Here is a 19,725-nt window from a genome sequence, read left to right as displayed (position 1 = left end):
GTTTCGGTGGTCATAGCGATGGGGTAACGCCCGGTTACATTCCGAACCCGGAAGCTAAGCCTGTCAGCGCCGATGGTACTGCATGCGGGAGCGTGTGGGAGAGTAGGACGCCGCCGAACAAATATTGCGAAAAGGGCTGTACTGGTTGTTCAACCGGTGCAGCCCTTTTCTGCGTTTCGGGGCTTCTGGGGCCACCTTCCTCCCGATCCCCGTTCCACCTCCTCTCAGAGCTGTCCGGCTGCCTTCAGCGAGAGGTAGGTGTCGGTCAGTCGAGCTGCCAGGTGGTCCGGCGCTGCGTCGACCACCACGGCTCCGTGGCGTTGGAGCTGTTCGGCAACCCGTCGGCGTTCCTGGCGGGTCTGTTCGGCGGCCGCCGCGCCGTAGACGGCCTCCGCCGTGCCGCGGCCGCTTGCCATCTCTTCGATTCGTGGGTCGGCGACCGCGGCGACGAGGACCGTGTGACGACTGGTGAGCTGAGGAATCAGAGGCAGTAGTCCCTCTTCCACGGGCGCCGCGTCCAGCCCGGTGAAGATGACGACAAGCGAGCGGCGGCGGGAGCCGGCAAGCGCTGCGGCGACCAGGCCGCGCGGGTCCGATTCGACGAGCTGCGCTTCCACGGGCGCGAGCGCGGCGACGATGTCCGACAGTGCCGCCGGCCCCGACCGTCCCTGGACGGTGGCACGGGTCCGCCTGTCGTAGGCCACGAGGTCGACGCGGTCACCTGCGCGCAGGGCGACGGCACTCAGCAGCAGTGCGGCGTCCATGTACACGTCCAGGCGCGGTACGTCCCCCACCCGCCCGGCCGCGGTGCGGCCGGTGTCCAGGACCAGCTGGATGCGCCGGTCGCGTTCGGGACGCCAGGTACGGACGGCGATGAGGGACTGTCGTGCGGAGGCACGCCAGTCGATCGATCTGGTGTCGTCGCCGGGAACGTACTCGCGAAGACTGTCGAACTCCGTGCCCTCACCGCGCGTCAGCATGCTTGTCCGACCGTCGAGTTCCCGCAGTCGGGCCAGCTTGCCCGGCAGGTGCTTGCGGCTGGGAAAGGCAGGAAGGACCCGGACCGTCCATGGCACGGCGTGGCTGGCCTGGCGGGCGGCGAGGCCGAGAGGGCCGTAGGAGCGCACGGTAACCCGGTCGGCGTGATGGTCTCCGCGTCGGCTCGGCGTCAGCATCGTGGTGAGACGTCGCCGTTCGCCGGCCGGCACGGTGAGGTGCTGTGTCGCGGAGGGGCTGCCGTGCATCCGTGCGTGGGTACTCGGGGGCCAGGCATCGCGTACCAGCGCCCTCAGTGGCCGAAGGGATGGGTTGGTGATGGACAGTTCGGCCGATGTCGACTCACCAAGGCGGACGATTGTGTCGGCTGAACGGGTGAAGACCAGCGGACGCACTGGCGCGGCGCGCGCCAGGTCGTACAGAATTGCGAACAGCAGGACGAACTGGACGGCCAGTACACCGCTCCAGCTCGGGACCAGCAGGCCGACAAGGAGAGCGGCAGCGGCCGCGAGCAGCGCCGCACGTCCGGTAATCGCCATCAGAACGCCCCTCAGAGTCAGCGCGGTACGGGGACGTTGGCCAGGATCTGCTGGATCACGCTGTCGGTGGTCACGCCTTCCATCTGAGCTTCAGGCCTGAGCTGGATGCGGTGGCGGAGGGTGGGCAGCGCCAGGGCTTTGACGTCGTCCGGCGTCACGTAGTCCCGGCCGCTGAGCCAGGCCCAGGCGCGGGCGGTGGAGAGGAGGGCGGTTGCCCCGCGTGGAGAGACCCCGAGGGCCGTGGAGGGCGAGTCTCGCGTCGCTCGGCACAGATCGACTACGTAGCCGGTGACTTCGGCGGTGACGGAGGTTGCGGCAACCTCCGCGCGAGCGGCGTCGAGTTCAGCCGGTCCGGCGACCGGGCGTACGCCGGCCGCCGCCAGATCACGAGGGCTGAATCCCTCTGCGTGACGGTTGAGCATGCCGATCTCGTCCTCGCGGGAGGGCAGAGGCAGCGTCAGTTTGAGCAGGAAGCGGTCGAGTTGGGCTTCGGGAAGGGGGTATGTGCCCTCGTACTCGATCGGGTTCTGCGTGGCAGCGACGAGGAAGGGCTCGGGAAGGTCGCGGGGAAGACCGTCGACGGAGACCTGCCGCTCCTCCATCGCCTCCAGCAGGGAGGCCTGGGTCTTGGGCGGAGTCCGGTTGATCTCGTCAGCGAGAAGGAGGTTGGTGAAGACAGGGCCGGGCTGGAAGGAGAACTCGGCGCTTCGGGCGTCGTAGACAAGCGAGCCGGTGACGTCGCTGGGCATGAGATCGGGGGTGAACTGGACGCGCTTGGTGTCCAGATGGAGAGCTGCGGCGAGAGTGCGGACCAGGAGGGTCTTCGCGACGCCGGGCACACCTTCCAGGAGGACGTGTCCTCGGCACAGGAGGGCGACGACCAGGCCGGTGACCGCGGCGTCCTGGCCTACCACGGCCTTCTTGATCTCCGTGCGGAGCGCTTCGAGCACGGCGCGGGGGCTGTCCGAGGCGATGGCGGTCACGAGGGTCCGTCCTTGTCTACGCGGGCGGGGGCTACGGGCTGGCTAGGGCTGGTGCGGCTTACCAGGTCGTCGAGGGCATCGGCGAGGCGGACGAGTGCGGCGTCGTCGACGGGAGGGCGACCGAACAGCAGTGGAAGGGCGTCGAGCACGTCGCCGTTGGCGCGCAGGCGCGTGTCGAGCGCGGGGAGCAGCAGTTCGGGAGTGTGAGCGCCCCTCGGGCTCACACCCAGCAGGGTGGCCAGGCGTGCTCGGGCGGCGTGGCGCAGTGACTCGGCGGCGCGGTCGCGGGAGTGGGTCTGGTGGTAGAGCCGGGCACGTCCCTCGGTGGTCTCCGAAGCGTGGACCGCTACGGGCAGATCCTCGTGGACCAGGGGTCCCAGCCGGCGGGCCCGCCAGAGGGCGGCCAACACCACCGCGAGCGCCAGTTGGAGGGCGCCGTAAAGCCAGCCGGCCGGCAGCAGGTCGAGGACGGTCTTCTCGTCGTCGCGATCCGCGGCGGGGTCGGCCGGAGAAGGGAGGTACCAGACAAGATGGTCGCGGGATCCGAGCAGTTGCAGAACAAGCGAGGCGTTGCCTTCTTCTGCGAGGCGGTTGTTGTGGAGGGGGTCGGGCGCACCGAGCAGGACGGTGTCGCCGGTGCCCGTGCGGTCCGGCAGGAGGACGAGGGTCGGCAGCCCGTCGTGCGGGTAGCAGACCTGGGCTCGGTCGGCGGAGACGGCGTAGCTGTTGCCGCCGAGCTCCGCCCGGCCCGCTCGCCGGGCGAAGTCGGCGCTGCAGCGTGGCTCGCGAGCTTCGACGGCTGCCTTGGCGGCAGGGCGGACGCCTGGCGCGAGAGTGCGGGTGGCGTCCTGGCCGGCGCCGAGCAGCACGAGCCGTCCGCCGCTGCCCGAGGTGGCGGAGCGCAGCGTCGCCTGCTGTCCCGGGCCGAGCAGATCGGGGCGGGTGACGAGGATCGTGGTGTCCGGGCCGGCGGCCGCGCTTGTCTCCTCCGTGGTCGTTGCCACGGTGACTTCGACGCCCCGCTCCTTGAGGAGTTCGGCGGTGGCGCGACTGCCGCGCGGTTCGGCGGACCGGGGGTCGAGCAGGCCGCGTTGCTCTCCGGAGCGAAGGAGCGCGAGCGCCGTAGCGGCCAGGAAGAGGATCAGCACGCCGATCACCAAGCCCCGGGCACGGCGCAGCCGCTGGCCCAGGGTCGGTCCCAGCGGGCGGCCTACCGGTGGCTGCTGGACGGCGGCGGTGCCGGTCCCGGTCCCGGTCGACGGGACGGTCCCGGTGGTGGGGGTGCTCTCGGCGGATGGGGGCGTCACGGTTCGGCTCCCGGTCGGCCGGTCGGCGTGGGTCGCAGGCTGGTGCGGGCGACCGCCTCGTCGAGGTCGCGGATCCTGCGGTACGCGGCGACGTCCGCCGCCCGGTGGGCGTATGTGACCTCGTCGAAGCTTCGCGCGGTGAGCCGGAGTTCGTCGCGGTACGCGGGGAGCGCGTCGCCGGCCTCGGCGGCCGCCTCGTCCGCTGTGCGGCCTGGTCGGTGTGTCAGCAGGGTCCGTTCTTCCAGGGAGCGCACCAGGGCGCGGGTCCGCTCCTGGACGGCCTCGCTCCAGCGGTGCTCCGCGGCCAGCCGTTCTGCGGCGGCGCGGTGTTGGGCGGCGGTGGTGACGGAGTCGGCGAAGAGGGAGGCCGACCGGTCGCCGGTCGGGTGGCGCAGGCGGCCGAGGCGGAGGCGGACGGCGATGATCAGGGCGACCGCCAGCAGCAGTACGGCGGCCACGCCGACCCAGCCGGCGGGAGTGACGTCCGCGCCGGCGGACAGCAGTCGTTCGAGCTGGTCGACCAGCCAACCCAAGGCCCGCCGCAGCAGGCCGGGTTCGTGCTCGCGGTACTCGGGTCCGGACAGCTCGCGTTCGGCGGCCTCCCGGGCGGCCCGGCGCCCGAGTTCGACGGGCACCTCGTCGTCCTGCGGGCCGGGCAGGGCCGGTGTGGCGTTGTGGCGGAAGAGCGCCGCGCGGTACGTCACCCCGTTCACCGTGTCCGGACTAGCGGTTCGTGGGCGGGTCGTTCGGCGGCTGCTCGTCCGGGCTGTAACCGGGTACACCGGCCGCCCTGGCCAGCTCGAGGTCGAGTGCTTCGCGGCGGATGCGGCGGTCGATGTACAGCAGCGCCGTGACACCGGCGGTGAAGGGCAGCGCGAGGGTGTAGGTGATGATCGAGGCGACGGCCATGACAAGCGCGGTCGACCAGGAGAACTCGGCCGTGCCCCCGGAGAGGCTTTCCAGGACGTCGCCGTCACCGAGGAGGGCGGCGACGCCTATGGCCGGAATGGTGATCATCAGGCTGAGGATCATGACAAAGAGCAGGGCCAGCAGCTGGATGCCGAAGGTGCGCCACCAGGCGCCGGTGACCAGCTTCGCCGACCGGCGCAGTGCGAGGACCACTCCCTGCTTCTCGAGCATGAGGGCCGGCGCCGCGAGGCAGAGGCGGATCCACAGCCAGATCGCCAGGACGACGCCGCCGAAGAAGCCGAGCATGGTGAGCGATGCGGCGCCCGCGCCGCCGCCCGTGGCGAGCAGCAGCAGCCCGGGGCCCATGCAGACAACGATCACGCCGACGACGATCAGGTTGACCAGCAGCGACAGGCCGAGCAGTCGCAGGACGAGCGGGCGGGCGTCCTGCCAGGCCTGGCCCAGCGTCACCGAGCGGCCGAGGACCGCACGGGAGACGATCATGGTCAGTATCGCGGTGGCCACCACCACGGCCAGCGAGGCGGCGATGGTGGGGATGATCTGGCTCTGCAGCTCGCGTTCGTAGGCTTCGAGCAGAACGCTCGGTTCGACGTCGGGATTGCGGTTGACCTCGGCCAGCGCCTCGTTGGTCCGGAACCACAGTGCTCGCGAGCCCGTCGCGATGATCTCGGCCAGGATCGCGATGCCGAGGGCGATGCCCAGTACCGGTCGCCAGTGTGCGCGCATCGTGGAAACCGCGCCGTCGAGGATCTCGCCCACGCTGAGCGGGCGAAGCGGGATCACGCCGGGCTTCGCGGCCGGTGCGTGATGCGAGGCCGGTCCCCACTGGCCGCCGGGGGGGCCGGAGGGTTGGCCGGGGGCGCTCCAGCCACCGGGCTGGGGCCAGGAGGTCGGCTGTCCGGCCGGGGGCTGCTGGGCCGACCAGCCGGTGGGCTGCTGCTTGTTGCTGTCCTTGGAGGGACCGGTCGGCTCGGACGGGGACGACCCGGGCGAGGTCCAGCCCGGAGACTCGTTCACTGCTGCTCACCTCGGACGATGCGGCACTGGTTGGCTGTCATGTTCCCACGGGGGCCGACGGGATGTGTTCCGGCCCGCCCGAACGTGCGTCGCAGCGGGCAGACTGGGGCGATGTCTGATCAGGATGCGAGTCCCGTCCCCAGCCTCCGCTGGGTGGAGTTGCCAGAGGGTCCGGTTGTGGTGCTCCTGGACCAGACCCGGCTGCCACGGGAGGAGGTCGAGTTCTTCTGTACCGATGTGCCCGCTCTGGTGGACGCGATACGCGCTCTGCGGGTGCGCGGCGCGCCGCTGCTGGGCGTCGCGGGCGGCTACGGGGTGGCGTTGGCCGCGGCCCGCGGCTTCGACGTGGAGGAGTCGGCGAGGCAGCTGGCCGCGGCGCGGCCGACGGCGGTCAACCTGGCGTGGGGCGTTCAGCGGGTGCTGGCGTGCCATCGGAGGATCCTGGACGCCGGCGGCACGCCGGAGGCCGCCGCACGGGCGGCGCTCGGCGAGGCGCGGGCCGTCCACCGGGAGGACGCCGAGGCGGCCGAGCGTCTGGCGGAGTCGGGCGCGGATCTGTTGCGCGAGCTGGTGCCCGGCGGCGGGTTGCGGATCCTCACCCACTGCAACACCGGCAGGCTCGTCTCCGGCGGGGAGGGCACGGCGCTGGCCGTGGTGTGGCGGCTGCACCGCGCGGGGGAGGTGCGAACCCTGTGGGTGGACGAGACCCGGCCGCTGTTCCAGGGCTCCCGGCTGACGGCGTACGAGGCGGCGCGGGAGGGCGTGCCCTACAGCGTGTTGCCCGACAACGCGGCGGGCTCGCTCTTCGCGGCGGGGGAGGTGGACGCCGTGCTGACAGGCGCCGACCGGATAGCGGCCGACGGATCGGTGGCGAACAAGATCGGCACCTACCCGCTGGCGGTGCTGGCCCGCTACCACCACGTTCCGTTTGTCGTCGTCGCGCCGACGAGTACGGTCGATCTGGCCACGGACACGGGTTCGCTGATAGAGGTTGAGCAACGTTCCGGGCACGAGGTCACCGAGCCGGTCCCCGGGACGCCGGTCGCGCCGCTGGGCGCTCGGGCCTACAACCCCGCGTTTGACGTCACGCCTCCGGAGCTGGTGACGGCTATCGTCACGGAGGCAGGCGTGGTCTCCCCGGTGACCGGAGACGATCTTGCCGACCTCTGTTCTCCGCCGGGGAGAACGTCACGATTGGGCAATGGGATGATGAACTCATGAAGGGACGCGTTCTTGTCGTCGATGACGACACCGCTCTGGCGGAGATGCTCGGCATCGTGCTGCGCGGCGAAGGCTTCGAACCGTCGTTCGTCTCGGACGGTGACAAGGCGCTTGCCGCGTTCCGTGAGGTCAAGCCGGACCTGGTGCTGCTCGACCTGATGCTGCCCGGGCGTGACGGCATCGAGGTGTGCCGCCTCATCCGGGCGGAGTCCGGCGTGCCGGTGGTCATGCTGACCGCCAAGAGCGACACCGTCGACGTCGTCGTGGGCCTGGAGTCCGGGGCCGACGACTACATCGTCAAGCCGTTCAAGCCGAAGGAGCTGGTCGCCCGGATCCGGGCGCGGCTGCGGCGGTCGGAGGAGCCCGCTCCCGAGCAGCTGACCATCGGTGACCTGGTCATCGACGTGGCCGGCCACTCGGTCAAGCGGGACGGGCAGTCCATCGCGCTGACGCCGCTGGAGTTCGACCTGCTGGTCGCGCTCGCCCGCAAGCCCTGGCAGGTCTTCACCCGCGAGGTGCTGCTCGAACAGGTGTGGGGCTACCGACACGCCGCCGACACCCGACTGGTCAACGTGCACGTCCAGCGTCTGCGCTCCAAGGTGGAGAAGGACCCGGAGCGCCCCGAGATCGTGGTCACGGTTCGCGGCGTGGGGTACAAGGCCGGACCGAACTGACATGACCGGCCCTGGTTCCGTACCGCCGGGCGCGAAGGCGGAGCCTGCGGCCGGCGGACGGCTGGCCGCGGCGGCGCTCGGTGCGCGCGTGCGCGGCACCCGGCTCCTGAGGGACGGGCTGCTCCCCGAGGGGGCCACCGGTAGCCGTGCGCATCCGATGGTGCGCATGTTCGTGCGGCTGGTCCGGCGGCCGCTGCTCCAGCTGATGCGGCTGTGGCGGCGGAACATCCAGCTCCGGGTGGTCGCGGCGACGCTGCTCATGTCGATCGCGGTGGTGCTGCTTCTCGGTCTGGTGGTGATCGGCCAGGTCCGCAACGGCCTGCTCGACGCCAAGCAGCAGGCCGCGCAGAGCCAGGCGGCCGGCGGCTTCGCCGTGGCGACGGAGATGGCCGACAGCGCGGCCGACGGCGGTCGCGGCGACAGCAGCAGCCGCGCGGTGCAGAACTCCGGGGCCTGGCTCACCCAGCTGGTGCAGCAGCTGGCCAGCGGTGGTCAGGGCGTCTACTCGGTGGTGGCGCTCAGCTCCGACACCAACGCCACGCCGTTTGTCGGCGACGAGAACACCAACACCCGCGGTCCCCGGGCCTCCGGCGACGTCCGTCCGGAGGAGAGCGTGTCGGCGGAGCTGCGCGCCGCGCTCGACGAGGACCCGCGCACCCATCAGCAGTACGCCAGGATCGTCCGCGCCAACGAGAGCTCCCAGCCGGCGCTGATCATCGGCAGGCGGCTGGCCGACGCCAACGGCAACCCCTACCAGCTGTACTACCTGTTCCCGTTCACCCAGGAGGAGAAGTCGCTCGCCCTGGTGAAGGGCACGCTGGCCACGGCCGGTGTCTTCCTGGTGGCGCTGCTGGGCGCCATCGCCTGGCTGGTGGTGCGCCAGGTGGTCACGCCGGTGCGGATGGCGGCCGGCATCTCCGAGCGGTTGGCCGCCGGCAGGCTGCAGGAGCGGATGAAGGTCAGCGGCGAGGACGACATCGCACGACTGGGCGAGGCGTTCAACAAGATGGCGAAGAACCTCCAGCTCAAGATCGGCCAGCTGGAGGAGCTGTCCAGGATGCAGCGTCGGTTCGTGTCGGACGTCTCGCACGAGCTGCGGACGCCGCTGACGACCGTGCGCATGGCGGCGGACGTGATCCACGAGGCCAGGGACGAGTTCGACCCGGTGACCGCGCGCTCGGCCGAACTGCTGCTCGGACAGCTCGACCGGTTCGAGTCGCTGCTGGCCGAACTGCTGGAGATCAGCCGCTTCGACGCGGGCGCGGCGGCGCTGGAGGCGGACCCGACCGACCTGCGCGAGGTCGTGACCCGGGTGGTCGAGGGGGCGCAACCGCTCGCCGACGCCAAGGGATCGCCGCTGGTGGTGCTCGGCGACGAGCAGCCGGTGATGGTCGAGGCCGACGCCAGGCGGGTGGAGCGCGTCCTGCGCAACCTGGTGGTGAACGCCGTGGAGCACGGCGAGGGGCACAAGGTGGTGGTCCGGTTGGCCAGCGGTGAGGGCGCGGTCGCGGTCGCTGTGCGGGACTACGGCGTGGGGCTGAAGCCGGGGGAGGCCCAGCGGGTGTTCAACCGCTTCTGGCGGGCTGACCCTGCGCGGGCGCGGACCACCGGTGGCACCGGGCTCGGTCTGTCGATCGCCCTGGAGGACGCCCGGCTGCACGGCGGCTGGCTCCAGGCGTGGGGCGAGCCGGGCGGTGGCTCGCAGTTTCTGCTGACACTGCCGCGCACGGCCGGGGACACACTGCGGGGTTCTCCGCTGCCGCTGGAACCGGCGGACTCCCGACGCAACCGCGGTCGGGCCGAAGCCCCGAGGCAGGGCAGCGGGGGCGACCCGACGGCAGGGCACCCGACCGCAGGGCATCCGACAGGCGAGGGATCCGGTGAGCGGGCGGCGGACGCGTCCGCGCGGAGCCCGAGGCCGGACGACAGCCCGCGCGGTAAGGCCGGCGGCGCGGAGGAGGGGAACGACGATGCGAGCTGAGCGACGCCGTGCGGTCGCGGTGCTGACCGCCTGCGGGCTGCTGCTGGCCGGTTGCGCGTCCATGCCCTCGGACGGCGGAGTCAAGCAGATCGACGCGCCGCAGCGGTCAGAGGCCGACTCCCAGGTGCGGGTCTTCGGGGTCAGCCCCCGGAAGGGCGAGCTGCCCCGGCAGATAGTGCGGGGCTTCCTCGAGGCGACCACCAGTGAGGAGGCCGACTTCGACACCGCCCGCAAGTACCTCACCGCGGAGGAGGCGGCCCGCTGGAAGCCGTTCGCCCGCACGACGATCGTCGCCGGCGGCCCGGAGGTGGCTCCCGACGGCGTCCGAGCGGACAGCGACGGCCAGGGCTACACCGTGGAGGTCACCGGCACCCGGGTCGCCGAGGTGGACGAGAAGAACGCCTACACCCCGAGTGAGGGCCGCTACCTCGACCGGCTGCATCTGACGCAGGTCAAGGGCGAGTGGCGGATCGACAAGCTCCCCGACGGCCTGGTGATGGGGGAGCCGGACTTCGAGCGGATCTACCGCTCGGTCAACACCTACTACTTCGCCGATCTGGGCACCGAGTCGGGAGCGGTGCGGTTCGGACGCAACGTCCTGGTGGCCGAGCCGGTGTACCTGCGGCGGCGGATCGAGCCGATGACCGAGACGGTGGCCACGCTGCTCAAGGGACCGGCGGACTGGCTGAAACCGGTCGTCACCTCCGCGTTCCCCGAGGGGCTGCGGCTGGAGCCGGGCCAGCAGCTGAGCCTGGACGAGTCGGGGGGTCTGGAGGTCGAGCTGCGTCCGTCCGGCCGAGGGAACCGGATAGCCGTCGGCGCGCAGCGCTGCACGAGGATGGCGGCCCAGCTGCTGCACACGGTGGACCAGCAGTCCTCGGCCCGGGTGCAGCGGGTCACGCTGCGGGACGGCGAGGGTCAGCTGTGCGAGACGAGCCGGGAGGAGGCCCAGGCCTTCGCGCCGGGCCTGCTCAACGGGCCCGCCGCCCGGCAGTACTACCTCGACGACGCCAGCCGGCTGATCGCCACCGGTGACGACGAGGGCCCGGGTCGCCCGGTCGACGGCCCGTTCGGCAGCGGGCACGTGACGCTGAGCGGGGTGGCGGTCAGCCGTGACGAGAGCATGGGCGCCGGGGTACTGGCCGACGGCAGGGCCCTGTACGTGGCCCCGCTGTCCTCCGACGCACAGTACGGCGAGCCGGCGCTCACCAGCGCCGGCAAGCGCCCGGAGGACCGCCTCACCGCGCCCAGCTGGGACGGCCTCGGTGATCTGTGGATCGCCGACCGCGACCCCGAGCGGCCTCGGCTGCTCCGCTTCAAGCGCGGCCAGGGCGAGCCGGAGACGGTGGAGGCGCCGGGCATCGGTTCGGCGCGCGTCGAGTCGCTCCGGGTCGCCGCCGACGGCATACGCGTCGCGCTGCTGCTGCGGGAGGACGATCGCACGATGCTGAAGCTCGGCCGCATCGAGCGCGGCGACACCAGAGGCGGTGAGCCGGTGGTCAGGGTGACGGCGCTGCGGTCGGCGGCACCTCGGCTGGAGGACGTCACGGCCGTGTCGTGGGCCGGCGGCAGCCGCCTGGTGCTCGTCGGCAAGGAGCCGGGCGGGGTCCAGCAGCTGCGGGTCGTCTCCACGGACGGCTCGGCGGGCAATCCGCCGACCCTGCCCGGGGTGAACAACGTCAAGGGCATAGCAGCCTCGGAGGACGAGGAGAAGCCACTGCTCGCCGACTCGCAGGAGGGCATAGTCCGGCTGCCGCGCAGGGACGGCAGCTGGCAGGCGGTGACCGACAAGGGCTCCGCGCCCGTCTACCCGGGCTGACCGCACCGGGGCCGGCGGCGGGCGCGGGCCGCGAGCCGAGGCGGGGTGGAGTCGACGATGCGGTGGTGGCGGGACTGGGTGGATCTTGTGGTGCCGCCCGAGTGCGCGGGGTGCGGGGCGGCGCGTTCGCTGCTGTGCGCGGTGTGCGCGGAGCGGTTGCGCGGCGGTGGACCGGTGCGGGTGGTTCCCGAGCCGTGCCCGCCGGGTCTGCCTACGGTGTACGCGGCGGCCGAGTACGCGGACGTCGCCAGGTCGGTGCTGCTCGCGCACAAGGAGCGCGGCGCGTTGCGGCTGGCGCCGCGGCTGGGCGCCTTGCTGGCCGACTGTGTGCCGCGGGCACGGGTGGGCGGCGCGGGGCCGGTGCTGGTTCCGGTTCCCTCGGCGCGGCGGGCGGTGGCGGCACGGGGGCACGATCCGACGCTGCGGCTGGCCAGGGCGGCGGCGGTCGAGCTGCGCCGTCGCGGCGTGCCCGCGACGGCTGTACCCGCGCTGGTACAGGTGCGTCGGATCGTCGACCAGGGCGGGCTGAGCGGCCACGAGAGGCTGCGGAACGTCGCGGGTGCCCTGGGCATCCGGCCGACCGGTGAACGGCTGTTGCGGGGGCGTCCTGTGGTGCTGGTGGACGATCTGATGACCAGTGGCGCCTCACTGGCCGAGGCGGCCCGCGCGCTGCGCGCGGGCGGCGCCGAGGTGGCGGGCGCGGCGGTGGTCGCGGCCGGTTCGGCGACGGTGGTCCCGGCAGCCCGGACATCCGCGAGAGCCCGGTCAACCCCGCGTCGCGCCCGCCGGACACCTCCGAACGGCGTACGCCCGCGCCGGGTGGCGCGCCTGGGTGCACAGGGGCGCACGGGGCGAACGGTGTGCGCCCTCACTGGGCGGTCTCCGCGCCCTCGGCGTCGCCCGGACGGCCGTCGGACGGGAGGTCGCCGGCAACCGCCGGAACCCTGACCGCGGGCCGATCGTTGCAGGTGGAGAGGGGGTGGAAGAGTGACACTCGACGACGTACGCGCCGGTAGGGGGTGCCGAGCCTCCCCCAGTCGGGGTACGTTCGGGTTATGAGGAACAGCACTGTTGTTCCTACGAGCGGAGCATGCGCGTTTTTGTCGCGTCTGGCCGACTCTGCTAGCCGCCCTCTGTTCGAGTGAGTGGCGATCTTCCCAGTGGGGGAGAAGGAGGTGGAAGTCGCAACCCGACGTAGCGCCGAACGGAAGCCCGGGTGAACACCGGGTGGTTCGGCATCAGTGCACAGAGGACGCACTCCGCATGGCGCCGGAGTGCTCCGGGAACGGAGTTCTGCGTGGACATCGTCGTCAAGGGCCGTAAGACAGAGGTTCCGGAGCGGTTCCGCAAGCACGTGGCCGAGAAGCTGAAGCTGGAGAAGATCCAGAAGTTCGACGCCAAGGTGATCCGTCTGGACGTCGAGGTCTCCAAGGAGCACAACCCCAGGCAGGCAGACCGTTCTGACCGAGTGGAGATCACACTCCGCCACCGGGGGCCGGTCATCAGGGCAGAAGCCGCGGCGACCGACCCGTACGCCGCCCTGGACCTGGCCACCGAGAAGCTGGAGTCCCGTCTACGCCGCCGTCACGACAAGCGCACCTCTCGCCGCGGCAGCGGCCGCATCCCGGCGAGCGAGGTCGCCGACACCGTGCCCGGCGCCGCGGTCCTCAACGGGAACGGGAAGCTGGGTGCCCCGGCCGACGAGGAGCCGGAGGCGCCCGCGGTGAAGAAGGTGGGACCGCTGGACGTGCAGGGCGAGGGCCCGCTCGTCTGCCGCGAGAAGACCCACAAGGCGGCACCCATGTCGCTCGACCAGGCTCTGTACGAAATGGAGCTGGTGGGGCACGACTTCTATCTGTTCGTCGACTCCGACACCAAGCAACCGAGCGTCGTCTACCGGCGGCACGCCTATGACTACGGCGTGATCCACCTGGAGCCCGACCCGTTTGTCGAGGAGCCCCCGCACGGCGCGGGAGGCGCACTCGGAAGCTGAGCGCCCACGCGCGCCCCGTCCCCGGCGACCGGCCGGGGCGGGGCGCGCGGTGAACTCCGCCGCGCCGTGCGGGAGACGGGCGTGCGCCCTTGCCCCGCCCCTTCCGGCCCGTACCGCCTATAGCATGGGCGCCATGACCAACCGGCCTCCTGATCAGCCCGGTTGGCGCTGACGCCGATGACGTCCACGAAGTGGCTGGCTGTGCAGGGGGAGGAACGGATGGCGGACGGCTTCGGGCCGACGATGCCCGACGCGTACCAGGGCTGCGTCGACCGTGCGGGGGACCGCGACGAGGAGCGGCAGGACGAACCGATCCGGGTGCTTGTCGTCGACGACCACGCGCTGTTCCGCCGTGGGCTGGAGATCGTCCTCGCCCAGGAGGAGGACATCCAGGTCGTCGGGGAGGCCGGGGACGGCGCCGAGGCCGTGGAGAAGGCCGCCGACCTGCTGCCGGACATCGTCCTGATGGACGTGCGGATGCCCCGGCGCGGCGGCATCGAGGCCTGCACGGCCATCAAGGAGGTGGCCCCCAGCGCGCGGATCATCATGCTGACGATCAGCGACGAGGAGGCCGACCTCTACGAGGCCATCAAGGCGGGTGCCACCGGCTACCTGCTGAAGGAGATCTCCACCGACGAGGTGTCGACCGCGATCCGCGCGGTGGCCGACGGCCAGTCGCAGATCAGCCCCTCGATGGCGGCCAAGCTGCTGACCGAGTTCAAGTCGATGATCCAGCGCACCGACGAGACCAAGCTGGTGCCCGCTCCCCGGCTCACCGACCGGGAGTTGGAGGTGCTCAAGCTGGTGGCGACGGGCATGAACAACCGGGACATCGCCAAGGAGCTGTACATCAGCGAGAACACGGTGAAGAACCACGTCCGGAACATCCTGGAGAAGCTGCAGCTGCACTCCCGGATGGAGGCCGTGGTCTACGCGATGCGGGAGAAGATCCTGGAGATCCGCTGATCCCCTGATCCGCCCGCCGATCATCAGCCGTCGCGCAGGGCACCCTCCAGCAGTCGCCGCAGCTCGACGTCGTCGCACCGCTCCACGCGGACGTCGGAGCAGCCCACCCACGACGCCGCCTCCCACAGGGCGCGCGCCATCGGTTCGACGGCGGCCCGGCCGTCCATCGAGACCTGGCGCGCCACCAGCGTCGCCCCCTCCCGGCCCGGGTCCACTCGGCCCACGAGCCGTCCCCCGGCCAGCAGCGGCATGGCGAAGTAGCCGTGTACCCGCTTCGGCTTCGGCACGTAAGCCTCCAATCGGTGGGTGAAGCCGAACATCCGCTCGGTGCGCGGCCGGTCCCAGATCAGCGAGTCGAAGGAGGAGAGCAGCGTCGTGCGGTGGCGGCCCCTGGGCGTGGACTCCAGGGCCGCCGGATCGGCCCACGCCGGCTTCGCCCAGCCCTCGACCGCCACCGGCACCAGGCCCGTGTCGGGCAGGACGGCGTCCACCCGGGCGGCCTTGAGCCGGTGGTAGTCGGCGAGGTCGGCGCGGGTCGCGACACCGAGCGCGGCGCCGGCCTGGGCGACCAGCCGGCGGACGCACTCGGCGTCGTCGAGCTCGTCGTGCAGCAGCTCGGCGGGGACGGCGCGTTCGGCCAGGTCGTAGACCCGCTTCCAACCCCGGCGCTCGGTGCACACCACCTCGCCGGTGTCCAGCAGCCACTCGACCGCGATCTTCGTCTCGGACCAGTCCCACCACACGCCGCCGTTCTTGGCGCCGCCCAACTCCGAGGCGGTGAGCGGCCCGTCGGCGCGGAGCCGGTCGCGGACGACGCGGCACGCGCTCTCCATGTCGGCTATCCGGTGCCAGCGGTGGCCGCGCTCGCGGTACGAGCGCCGGCGGAACGCGAACAGCGGCCACTCCTCGATCGGCAGCACACAGGCGGCGTGCGACCAGTACTCGAAGGCACGGCCCCGCGACCAGTACGCCGCCTCGACCCGCTCACGCGGCACCGCCCCGAGCCGGGCGTACGGCACCAGCTCGTGCGATCTGGCCAGTACGGAGATCGTGTCGAGCTGGACGGCGCCCAGCCGGCGCAGCACTCCGGGTACGCCCGCGGCCCGGTCGGGGGCGCCGAGCAGCCCCTGGGCGCGCAGCGCGAGACGACGCGCCTCGTCGGCCGACAGCGTGACGGTGGGAAGCGGTGCGGGGGCGGCCACTGATGTCATGCGGCCACCCTAGGAGCGACCACTGACAACCGGCGCCCGTTCAGGACGAGGGCTTGTCCGAGGAGCCGCCGGCGGGCAGGTAGGGCGTCGCCGTGGGCAGCCCGAGGTCGGCGGGCAGCAGCGCAGCGCCCCAGGCGTCCCGGCGGGTGCCGCGGTGCGCCAGCCGTGAGCGGAGCACACCCTCCATCGTGAAGCCGGCCTTCAGCGCGACCGCCCTGGACGCCTCGTTGCCGACCTCCGCGTACCACTCGAGGCGCTCCACGCCGAGTGCGGTGAACGTCCAGTGGGCCAGCGCCCGCACCGCCTCCACCGTGTAGCCGCGGCCGCGCTGCTCGGGCGCGGTCCAGTAGCCCACCTCGGCGCGCCGCTCGTTCAGCGCGAGCGTGACGAGTCCCACGGTCCCCACCAGGGTGCCGTCCTGGTCGAAGACGCCGAGGTTGTACGCGGTGTTCTCGCGCCAGCCGCCGGGCGCCACCTCCGCGACGAAGGACGTGGCGTGCTCCGGCAGGTAGGGGTCGGGCACGGTGGTCCACCGGCGGATGGCCGGATCCTGACAGGCCGCGTGCAGCGCCTTGGCGTCCTCGGGGCCGAGCGGGCGCAGCAGCAGTCTGTCGGTACGGAGGGTGACGGGTTCCATGCGCCGATTCTTCCGCACTCGCGTTCGGCACCTTCGCGGGGTCCGGCACGTTGGGGGTACAGGGGCGGCCGCCCCTCGCATACGATGGCCGGTGCGGTACGCCCCGACAGCCCTGACAGCGCCGCCGAGCCCCGTCAGGGCGGCGGGACCCGCGCCACCGACCGACCGTGCCAGGCCCGACCGGCAAGGAGACCAGCCCCAGTGTCCGTCTTCAACAAGCTCATGCGTGCAGGCGAAGGCAAGATCCTGCGCAAGCTGCACCGCATCGCGGACCAGGTCAATTCGATCGAAGAGGACTTCGTCGAGCTCTCCGACGCCGAGTTGCGGGCCCTCACCGACGAGTACCGGGAGCGGTACCAGGACGGCGAGAGCCTGGACGACCTGCTGCCCGAGGCGTTCGCCACGGTCCGGGAGGCCGCCAAGCGCGTCCTCGGCCAGCGCCACTACGACGTGCAGATCATGGGTGGCGCCGCGCTGCACATGGGGTACGTGGCAGAGATGAAGACCGGTGAGGGCAAGACGCTCGTCGGTACGCTGCCGGCCTATCTGAACGGCCTGTCCGGCAAGGGCGTGCACCTGATCACGGTCAACGACTACCTGGCCCAGCGCGACTCGGAGATGATGGGCCGGGTCCACAAGTTCCTCGGGCTCGAGGTCGGCTGCATCGTCGCCAACATGAACCCGGCGCAGCGCCGCGCGCAGTACGCCTGCGACATCACCTACGGCACGAACAACGAGTTCGGCTTCGACTACCTGCGCGACAACATGGCCTGGTCGAAGGACGAGCTGGTCCAGCGCGGCCACAACTTCGCGATCGTCGACGAGGTCGACTCGATCCTCGTCGACGAGGCGCGTACGCCGCTGATCATCTCCGGTCCGGCCGACTCCGCGACGAAGTGGTACGGCGACTTCGCCAAGCTGGTGAAGCGGCTGGAGAAGGGCGAGCCCGCGGACCCGCGTCTGCAGAAGCCGGAGACCGGCGACTACGACGTCGACGAGAAGAAGCGCACGGTCGGCATCCACGAGGCCGGTGTCGCCAAGGTCGAGGACTGGCTGGGCATCGACAACCTCTACGAGTCGGTGAACACCCCCCTGGTCGGTTACCTCAACAACGCGATCAAGGCCAAGGAGCTCTACAAGAAGGACAAGGACTACGTCGTCATCGACGGCGAGGTCATGATCGTCGACGAGCACACCGGCCGTATCCTCGCCGGCCGCCGCTACAACGAGGGCATGCACCAGGCGATCGAGGCCAAGGAGGGGGTGGAGATCAAGGACGAGAACCAGACGCTCGCCACGATCACCCTCCAGAACTTCTTCCGCCTCTACGACACGCTCTCCGGCATGACCGGTACGGCCATGACCGAGGCGGCGGAGTTCCACCAGATCTACAAGCTCGGCGTGGTGCCCATCCCCACCCACCGCCCGATGATCCGCAAGGACCAGGCGGACCTGATCTACCGCACCGAGGTCGCGAAGTTCGAGGCGGTCGTCGAGGACATCGTCGAGAAGCACAAGCAGGGCCAGCCGATCCTCGTCGGCACCACCTCGGTGGAGAAGTCGGAGTACCTGTCGAAGCAGCTCAAGGAGCGCGGCGTCAAGCACGAGGTGCTGAACGCCAAGAACCACGAGCGTGAGGCGCAGATCGTCGCGGAGGCCGGCCGTCGCGGCGCCGTCACCGTCGCCACGAACATGGCCGGTCGCGGTACGGACATCAAGCTCGGCGGCAACCCGGACAGCATCGCCGAGGCGGAGCTGCGGGCCAAGGGCCTGGACCCGGACGAGCACCTGGAGGAGTGGGCGGCGGCGCTGCCGGCCGCCCTGGAACGGGCCGAGCAGGCCGTGGCGGAGGAGTTCGAGGAGGTCAAGGGCCTCGGAGGGCTCTACGTCCTGGGCACCGAGCGGCACGAGTCGCGGCGTATCGACAACCAGCTGCGCGGTCGGTCCGGCCGTCAGGGCGACCCGGGCGAGTCCCGGTTCTACCTCTCGCTCGGTGACGACCTGATGCGGCTGTTCAAGGCGCAGATGGTCGAGCGTGTGATGGCGATGGCCAACGTGCCCGACGACGTGCCGATCGAGAACAAGATGGTGACGCGGGCCATCGCCTCCGCGCAGTCGCAGGTCGAGCAGCAGAACTTCGAGATCCGCAAGAACGTCCTGAAGTACGACGAGGTGCTCAACCGGCAGCGCGAGGTCATCTACGGCGAGCGCCGCCGGGTCCTGGAGGGCGAGGACCTCCAGGAGCAGGTGCGGCACTTCATGGACGACACCATCGAGGCCTACGTGCGGGCCGAGACGGTGGAGGGCTTCGCCGAGGACTGGGACCTGGACCGGCTGTGGGGCGCGTTCAAGCAGCTCTACCCGGTGACGGTCAGCGTCGAGGACCTGGAGGAGGAGGTCGGCGACCGCGAGGGGCTGACCGCCGACTTCATCATCGACGCCGTCTGCGAGGACATCCACAACCAGTACGAGACGCGCGAGAAGCAGCTCGGCCCGGAGGTCATGCGGGAGCTGGAGCGCCGCGTCGTGCTGTCGGTGCTGGACCGCAAGTGGCGCGAGCACCTGTACGAGATGGACTACCTCCAGGAGGGCATCGGCCTGCGAGCGATGGCCCAGAAGGACCCGCTGGTCGAGTACCAGCGGGAGGGCTTCGACATGTTCCAGGCCATGATGGAGGGCATCAAGGAGGAGTCCGTCGGCTACCTGTTCAACCTGGAGGTCCAGGTGGAGCAGCAGGTCGAGGAGGTGCCGGTCGAGGAGGCGCGGGCCTCGCTGAGCAAGGAGCAGCCGGAGCCGGCCGGGGCCCGTCCGGCGATCCGCGCCAAGGGTCTGGACGCGCCGCAGCGCCCGGACCGGCTGCACTTCTCGGCGCCCACCGTCGACGGTGAGGGCGGCGTCGTGGAGGGCGACTTCAGCAACGACGGCGGCGCCCGCGCCGGCTCCGACGGCATGACCCGCGCCGAGCGCCGCAAGGCCCAGAAGGGCGGCCGTCGCCGCAAGAAGTGATCTCGCGCCGCACCGCTCGACGAGCGGGCGGCCGGCGGCGTTCTCACGGGCGTGCGCTATCCGACGGCCTCCAGCTCGCCGTCCAGTTCCACCGCGCAACAGCGCCAGCGCAGGTCCGTTCCCCGCTCCAGGCGGAACGCCAGTGCCCGTGACCGCTGCCCGGCCGACACTCTGGCGAACGCCTCGATCGCGCCCGGGCTCGGGCGCGCGCAGCCGACCCGTTCCAGCAGCGGGCCGGGCACTCCGGCGGCGCTGCGCAGTGGGGCCAGCGGGGCCAGGCGCGCGAGCTGGTCGTAGGCGGCGGCGCTGGTGTGGCCGAGCATGCTGTGCACCGGTCGCAGGCCGCTGAGCACCAGCAGGAGGCGTTCGGCGAACCAGTGCTGCGGCAACCGGCCGCGGTGTTGGTGTCGGGCGGTGACGAGGGCGGCCGGGGCGGGACGGCGGC

The 19,725-nt window shown here is 71.5% G+C and carries 16 protein-coding genes and 1 rRNA gene; 9 read left to right on the top strand and 8 right to left on the bottom strand.

Annotated elements, in window-relative coordinates; all coding sequences use genetic code 11:
- Window positions 1-2: 2 nt before the first annotated feature.
- A 5S ribosomal RNA gene (rrf, locus tag FNX44_RS10445) occupies window positions 3-119 on the top strand.
- A gap of 105 nt (window positions 120-224) precedes the next feature.
- Here the strand turns inward: rrf and FNX44_RS10440 are convergent.
- Genes FNX44_RS10440 through FNX44_RS29680 form a run of 5 tightly spaced genes read right to left on the bottom strand, consistent with a single transcriptional unit; the run spans window position 225 to window position 5,772 of the window.
- Window positions 225-1,535, bottom strand: a complete 1,311-nt coding sequence (locus FNX44_RS10440) for a DUF58 domain-containing protein (RefSeq protein WP_143647749.1) — start codon at window positions 1,533-1,535, stop codon at window positions 225-227.
- Between the two features lie 17 nt (window positions 1,536-1,552).
- Window positions 1,553-2,518: an AAA family ATPase gene (locus tag FNX44_RS10435; RefSeq protein ID WP_143647748.1), complete on the bottom strand. Its 966-nt coding sequence runs from the start codon at window positions 2,516-2,518 to the stop codon at window positions 1,553-1,555.
- Window positions 2,515-3,825: a DUF4350 domain-containing protein gene (locus FNX44_RS10430; RefSeq protein WP_323369201.1), complete on the bottom strand. Its 1,311-nt coding sequence runs from the start codon at window positions 3,823-3,825 to the stop codon at window positions 2,515-2,517. Before FNX44_RS10430 ends, FNX44_RS10435 begins: the two co-directional genes overlap by 4 nt.
- Window positions 3,822-4,529, bottom strand: a complete 708-nt coding sequence (locus FNX44_RS10425; RefSeq protein ID WP_323369200.1) for a DUF4129 domain-containing protein — start codon at window positions 4,527-4,529, stop codon at window positions 3,822-3,824. Before FNX44_RS10425 ends, FNX44_RS10430 begins: the two co-directional genes overlap by 4 nt.
- 19 nt (window positions 4,530-4,548) lie before the next feature.
- Entirely contained in the window at window positions 4,549-5,772 is a 1,224-nt protein-coding gene (locus tag FNX44_RS29680) for a DUF7847 domain-containing protein (protein WP_143647747.1), read from the bottom strand.
- 111 nt (window positions 5,773-5,883) lie between these two features.
- Between FNX44_RS29680 and mtnA the strand changes: the two genes are divergently transcribed.
- From mtnA to FNX44_RS10385, 7 genes are all read left to right on the top strand, one after another.
- Complete coding sequence (mtnA, locus tag FNX44_RS10415) at window positions 5,884-6,993, top strand: S-methyl-5-thioribose-1-phosphate isomerase (protein ID WP_143647746.1); 1,110 nt, start codon at window positions 5,884-5,886, stop codon at window positions 6,991-6,993.
- Entirely contained in the window at window positions 6,990-7,667 is a 678-nt protein-coding gene (gene mtrA / locus FNX44_RS10410; protein WP_143647745.1) for a two-component system response regulator MtrA, read from the top strand. The genes mtnA and mtrA overlap by 4 nt, the downstream gene beginning before the upstream one ends.
- A gap of 1 nt (window position 7,668) precedes the next feature.
- Entirely contained in the window at window positions 7,669-9,648 is a 1,980-nt protein-coding gene (gene mtrB, locus FNX44_RS10405; protein WP_143647744.1) for an MtrAB system histidine kinase MtrB, read from the top strand.
- Window positions 9,638-11,467 (top strand): LpqB family beta-propeller domain-containing protein, encoded by a 1,830-nt coding sequence (locus FNX44_RS10400; protein ID WP_143647743.1) that lies wholly within the window; start codon window positions 9,638-9,640, stop codon window positions 11,465-11,467. The genes mtrB and FNX44_RS10400 overlap by 11 nt, the downstream gene beginning before the upstream one ends.
- Before the next feature lie 57 nt (window positions 11,468-11,524).
- Window positions 11,525-12,415: a ComF family protein gene (locus tag FNX44_RS10395; RefSeq protein ID WP_143647742.1), complete on the top strand. Its 891-nt coding sequence runs from the start codon at window positions 11,525-11,527 to the stop codon at window positions 12,413-12,415.
- A 349-nt stretch (window positions 12,416-12,764) separates the two neighbouring features.
- Window positions 12,765-13,460, top strand: a complete 696-nt coding sequence (gene hpf, locus FNX44_RS10390; protein WP_323369199.1) for a ribosome hibernation-promoting factor, HPF/YfiA family — start codon at window positions 12,765-12,767, stop codon at window positions 13,458-13,460.
- Between the two features lie 219 nt (window positions 13,461-13,679).
- Window positions 13,680-14,426 (top strand): response regulator, encoded by a 747-nt coding sequence (locus FNX44_RS10385; RefSeq protein ID WP_143647751.1) that lies wholly within the window; start codon window positions 13,680-13,682, stop codon window positions 14,424-14,426.
- A gap of 23 nt (window positions 14,427-14,449) precedes the next feature.
- Here FNX44_RS10385 and FNX44_RS10380 read toward each other — a convergent pair whose 3' ends face one another.
- A complete protein-coding gene (locus FNX44_RS10380; RefSeq protein WP_143647741.1) occupies window positions 14,450-15,637 on the bottom strand; it encodes a winged helix-turn-helix domain-containing protein in 1,188 nt (395 codons plus the stop codon).
- Window positions 15,638-15,677: 40 nt separating this feature from the next.
- Complete coding sequence (locus FNX44_RS10375) at window positions 15,678-16,274, bottom strand: GNAT family N-acetyltransferase (RefSeq protein ID WP_143647740.1); 597 nt, start codon at window positions 16,272-16,274, stop codon at window positions 15,678-15,680.
- A 201-nt stretch (window positions 16,275-16,475) separates the two neighbouring features.
- On the opposite strand from FNX44_RS10375, the gene secA reads away from it, so the two are divergent.
- Window positions 16,476-19,280 (top strand): preprotein translocase subunit SecA, encoded by a 2,805-nt coding sequence (gene secA / locus FNX44_RS10370; protein ID WP_143647739.1) that lies wholly within the window; start codon window positions 16,476-16,478, stop codon window positions 19,278-19,280.
- A 56-nt stretch (window positions 19,281-19,336) separates the two neighbouring features.
- Here the strand turns inward: secA and FNX44_RS10365 are convergent.
- Window positions 19,337-19,725 (bottom strand): Rv3235 family protein (locus FNX44_RS10365; protein ID WP_228449797.1); only part of this gene is annotated, 389 nt, incomplete at its 5' end.

It is taken from the genome of Streptomyces alkaliterrae (assembly GCF_007097205.2).
In the GTDB taxonomy this organism is placed as follows: domain Bacteria; phylum Actinomycetota; class Actinomycetes; order Streptomycetales; family Streptomycetaceae; genus Streptomyces; species Streptomyces alkaliterrae.
Note: the sequence above shows the minus strand (reverse complement) of the source record. Positions and strands in the feature narration are given on the sequence as shown.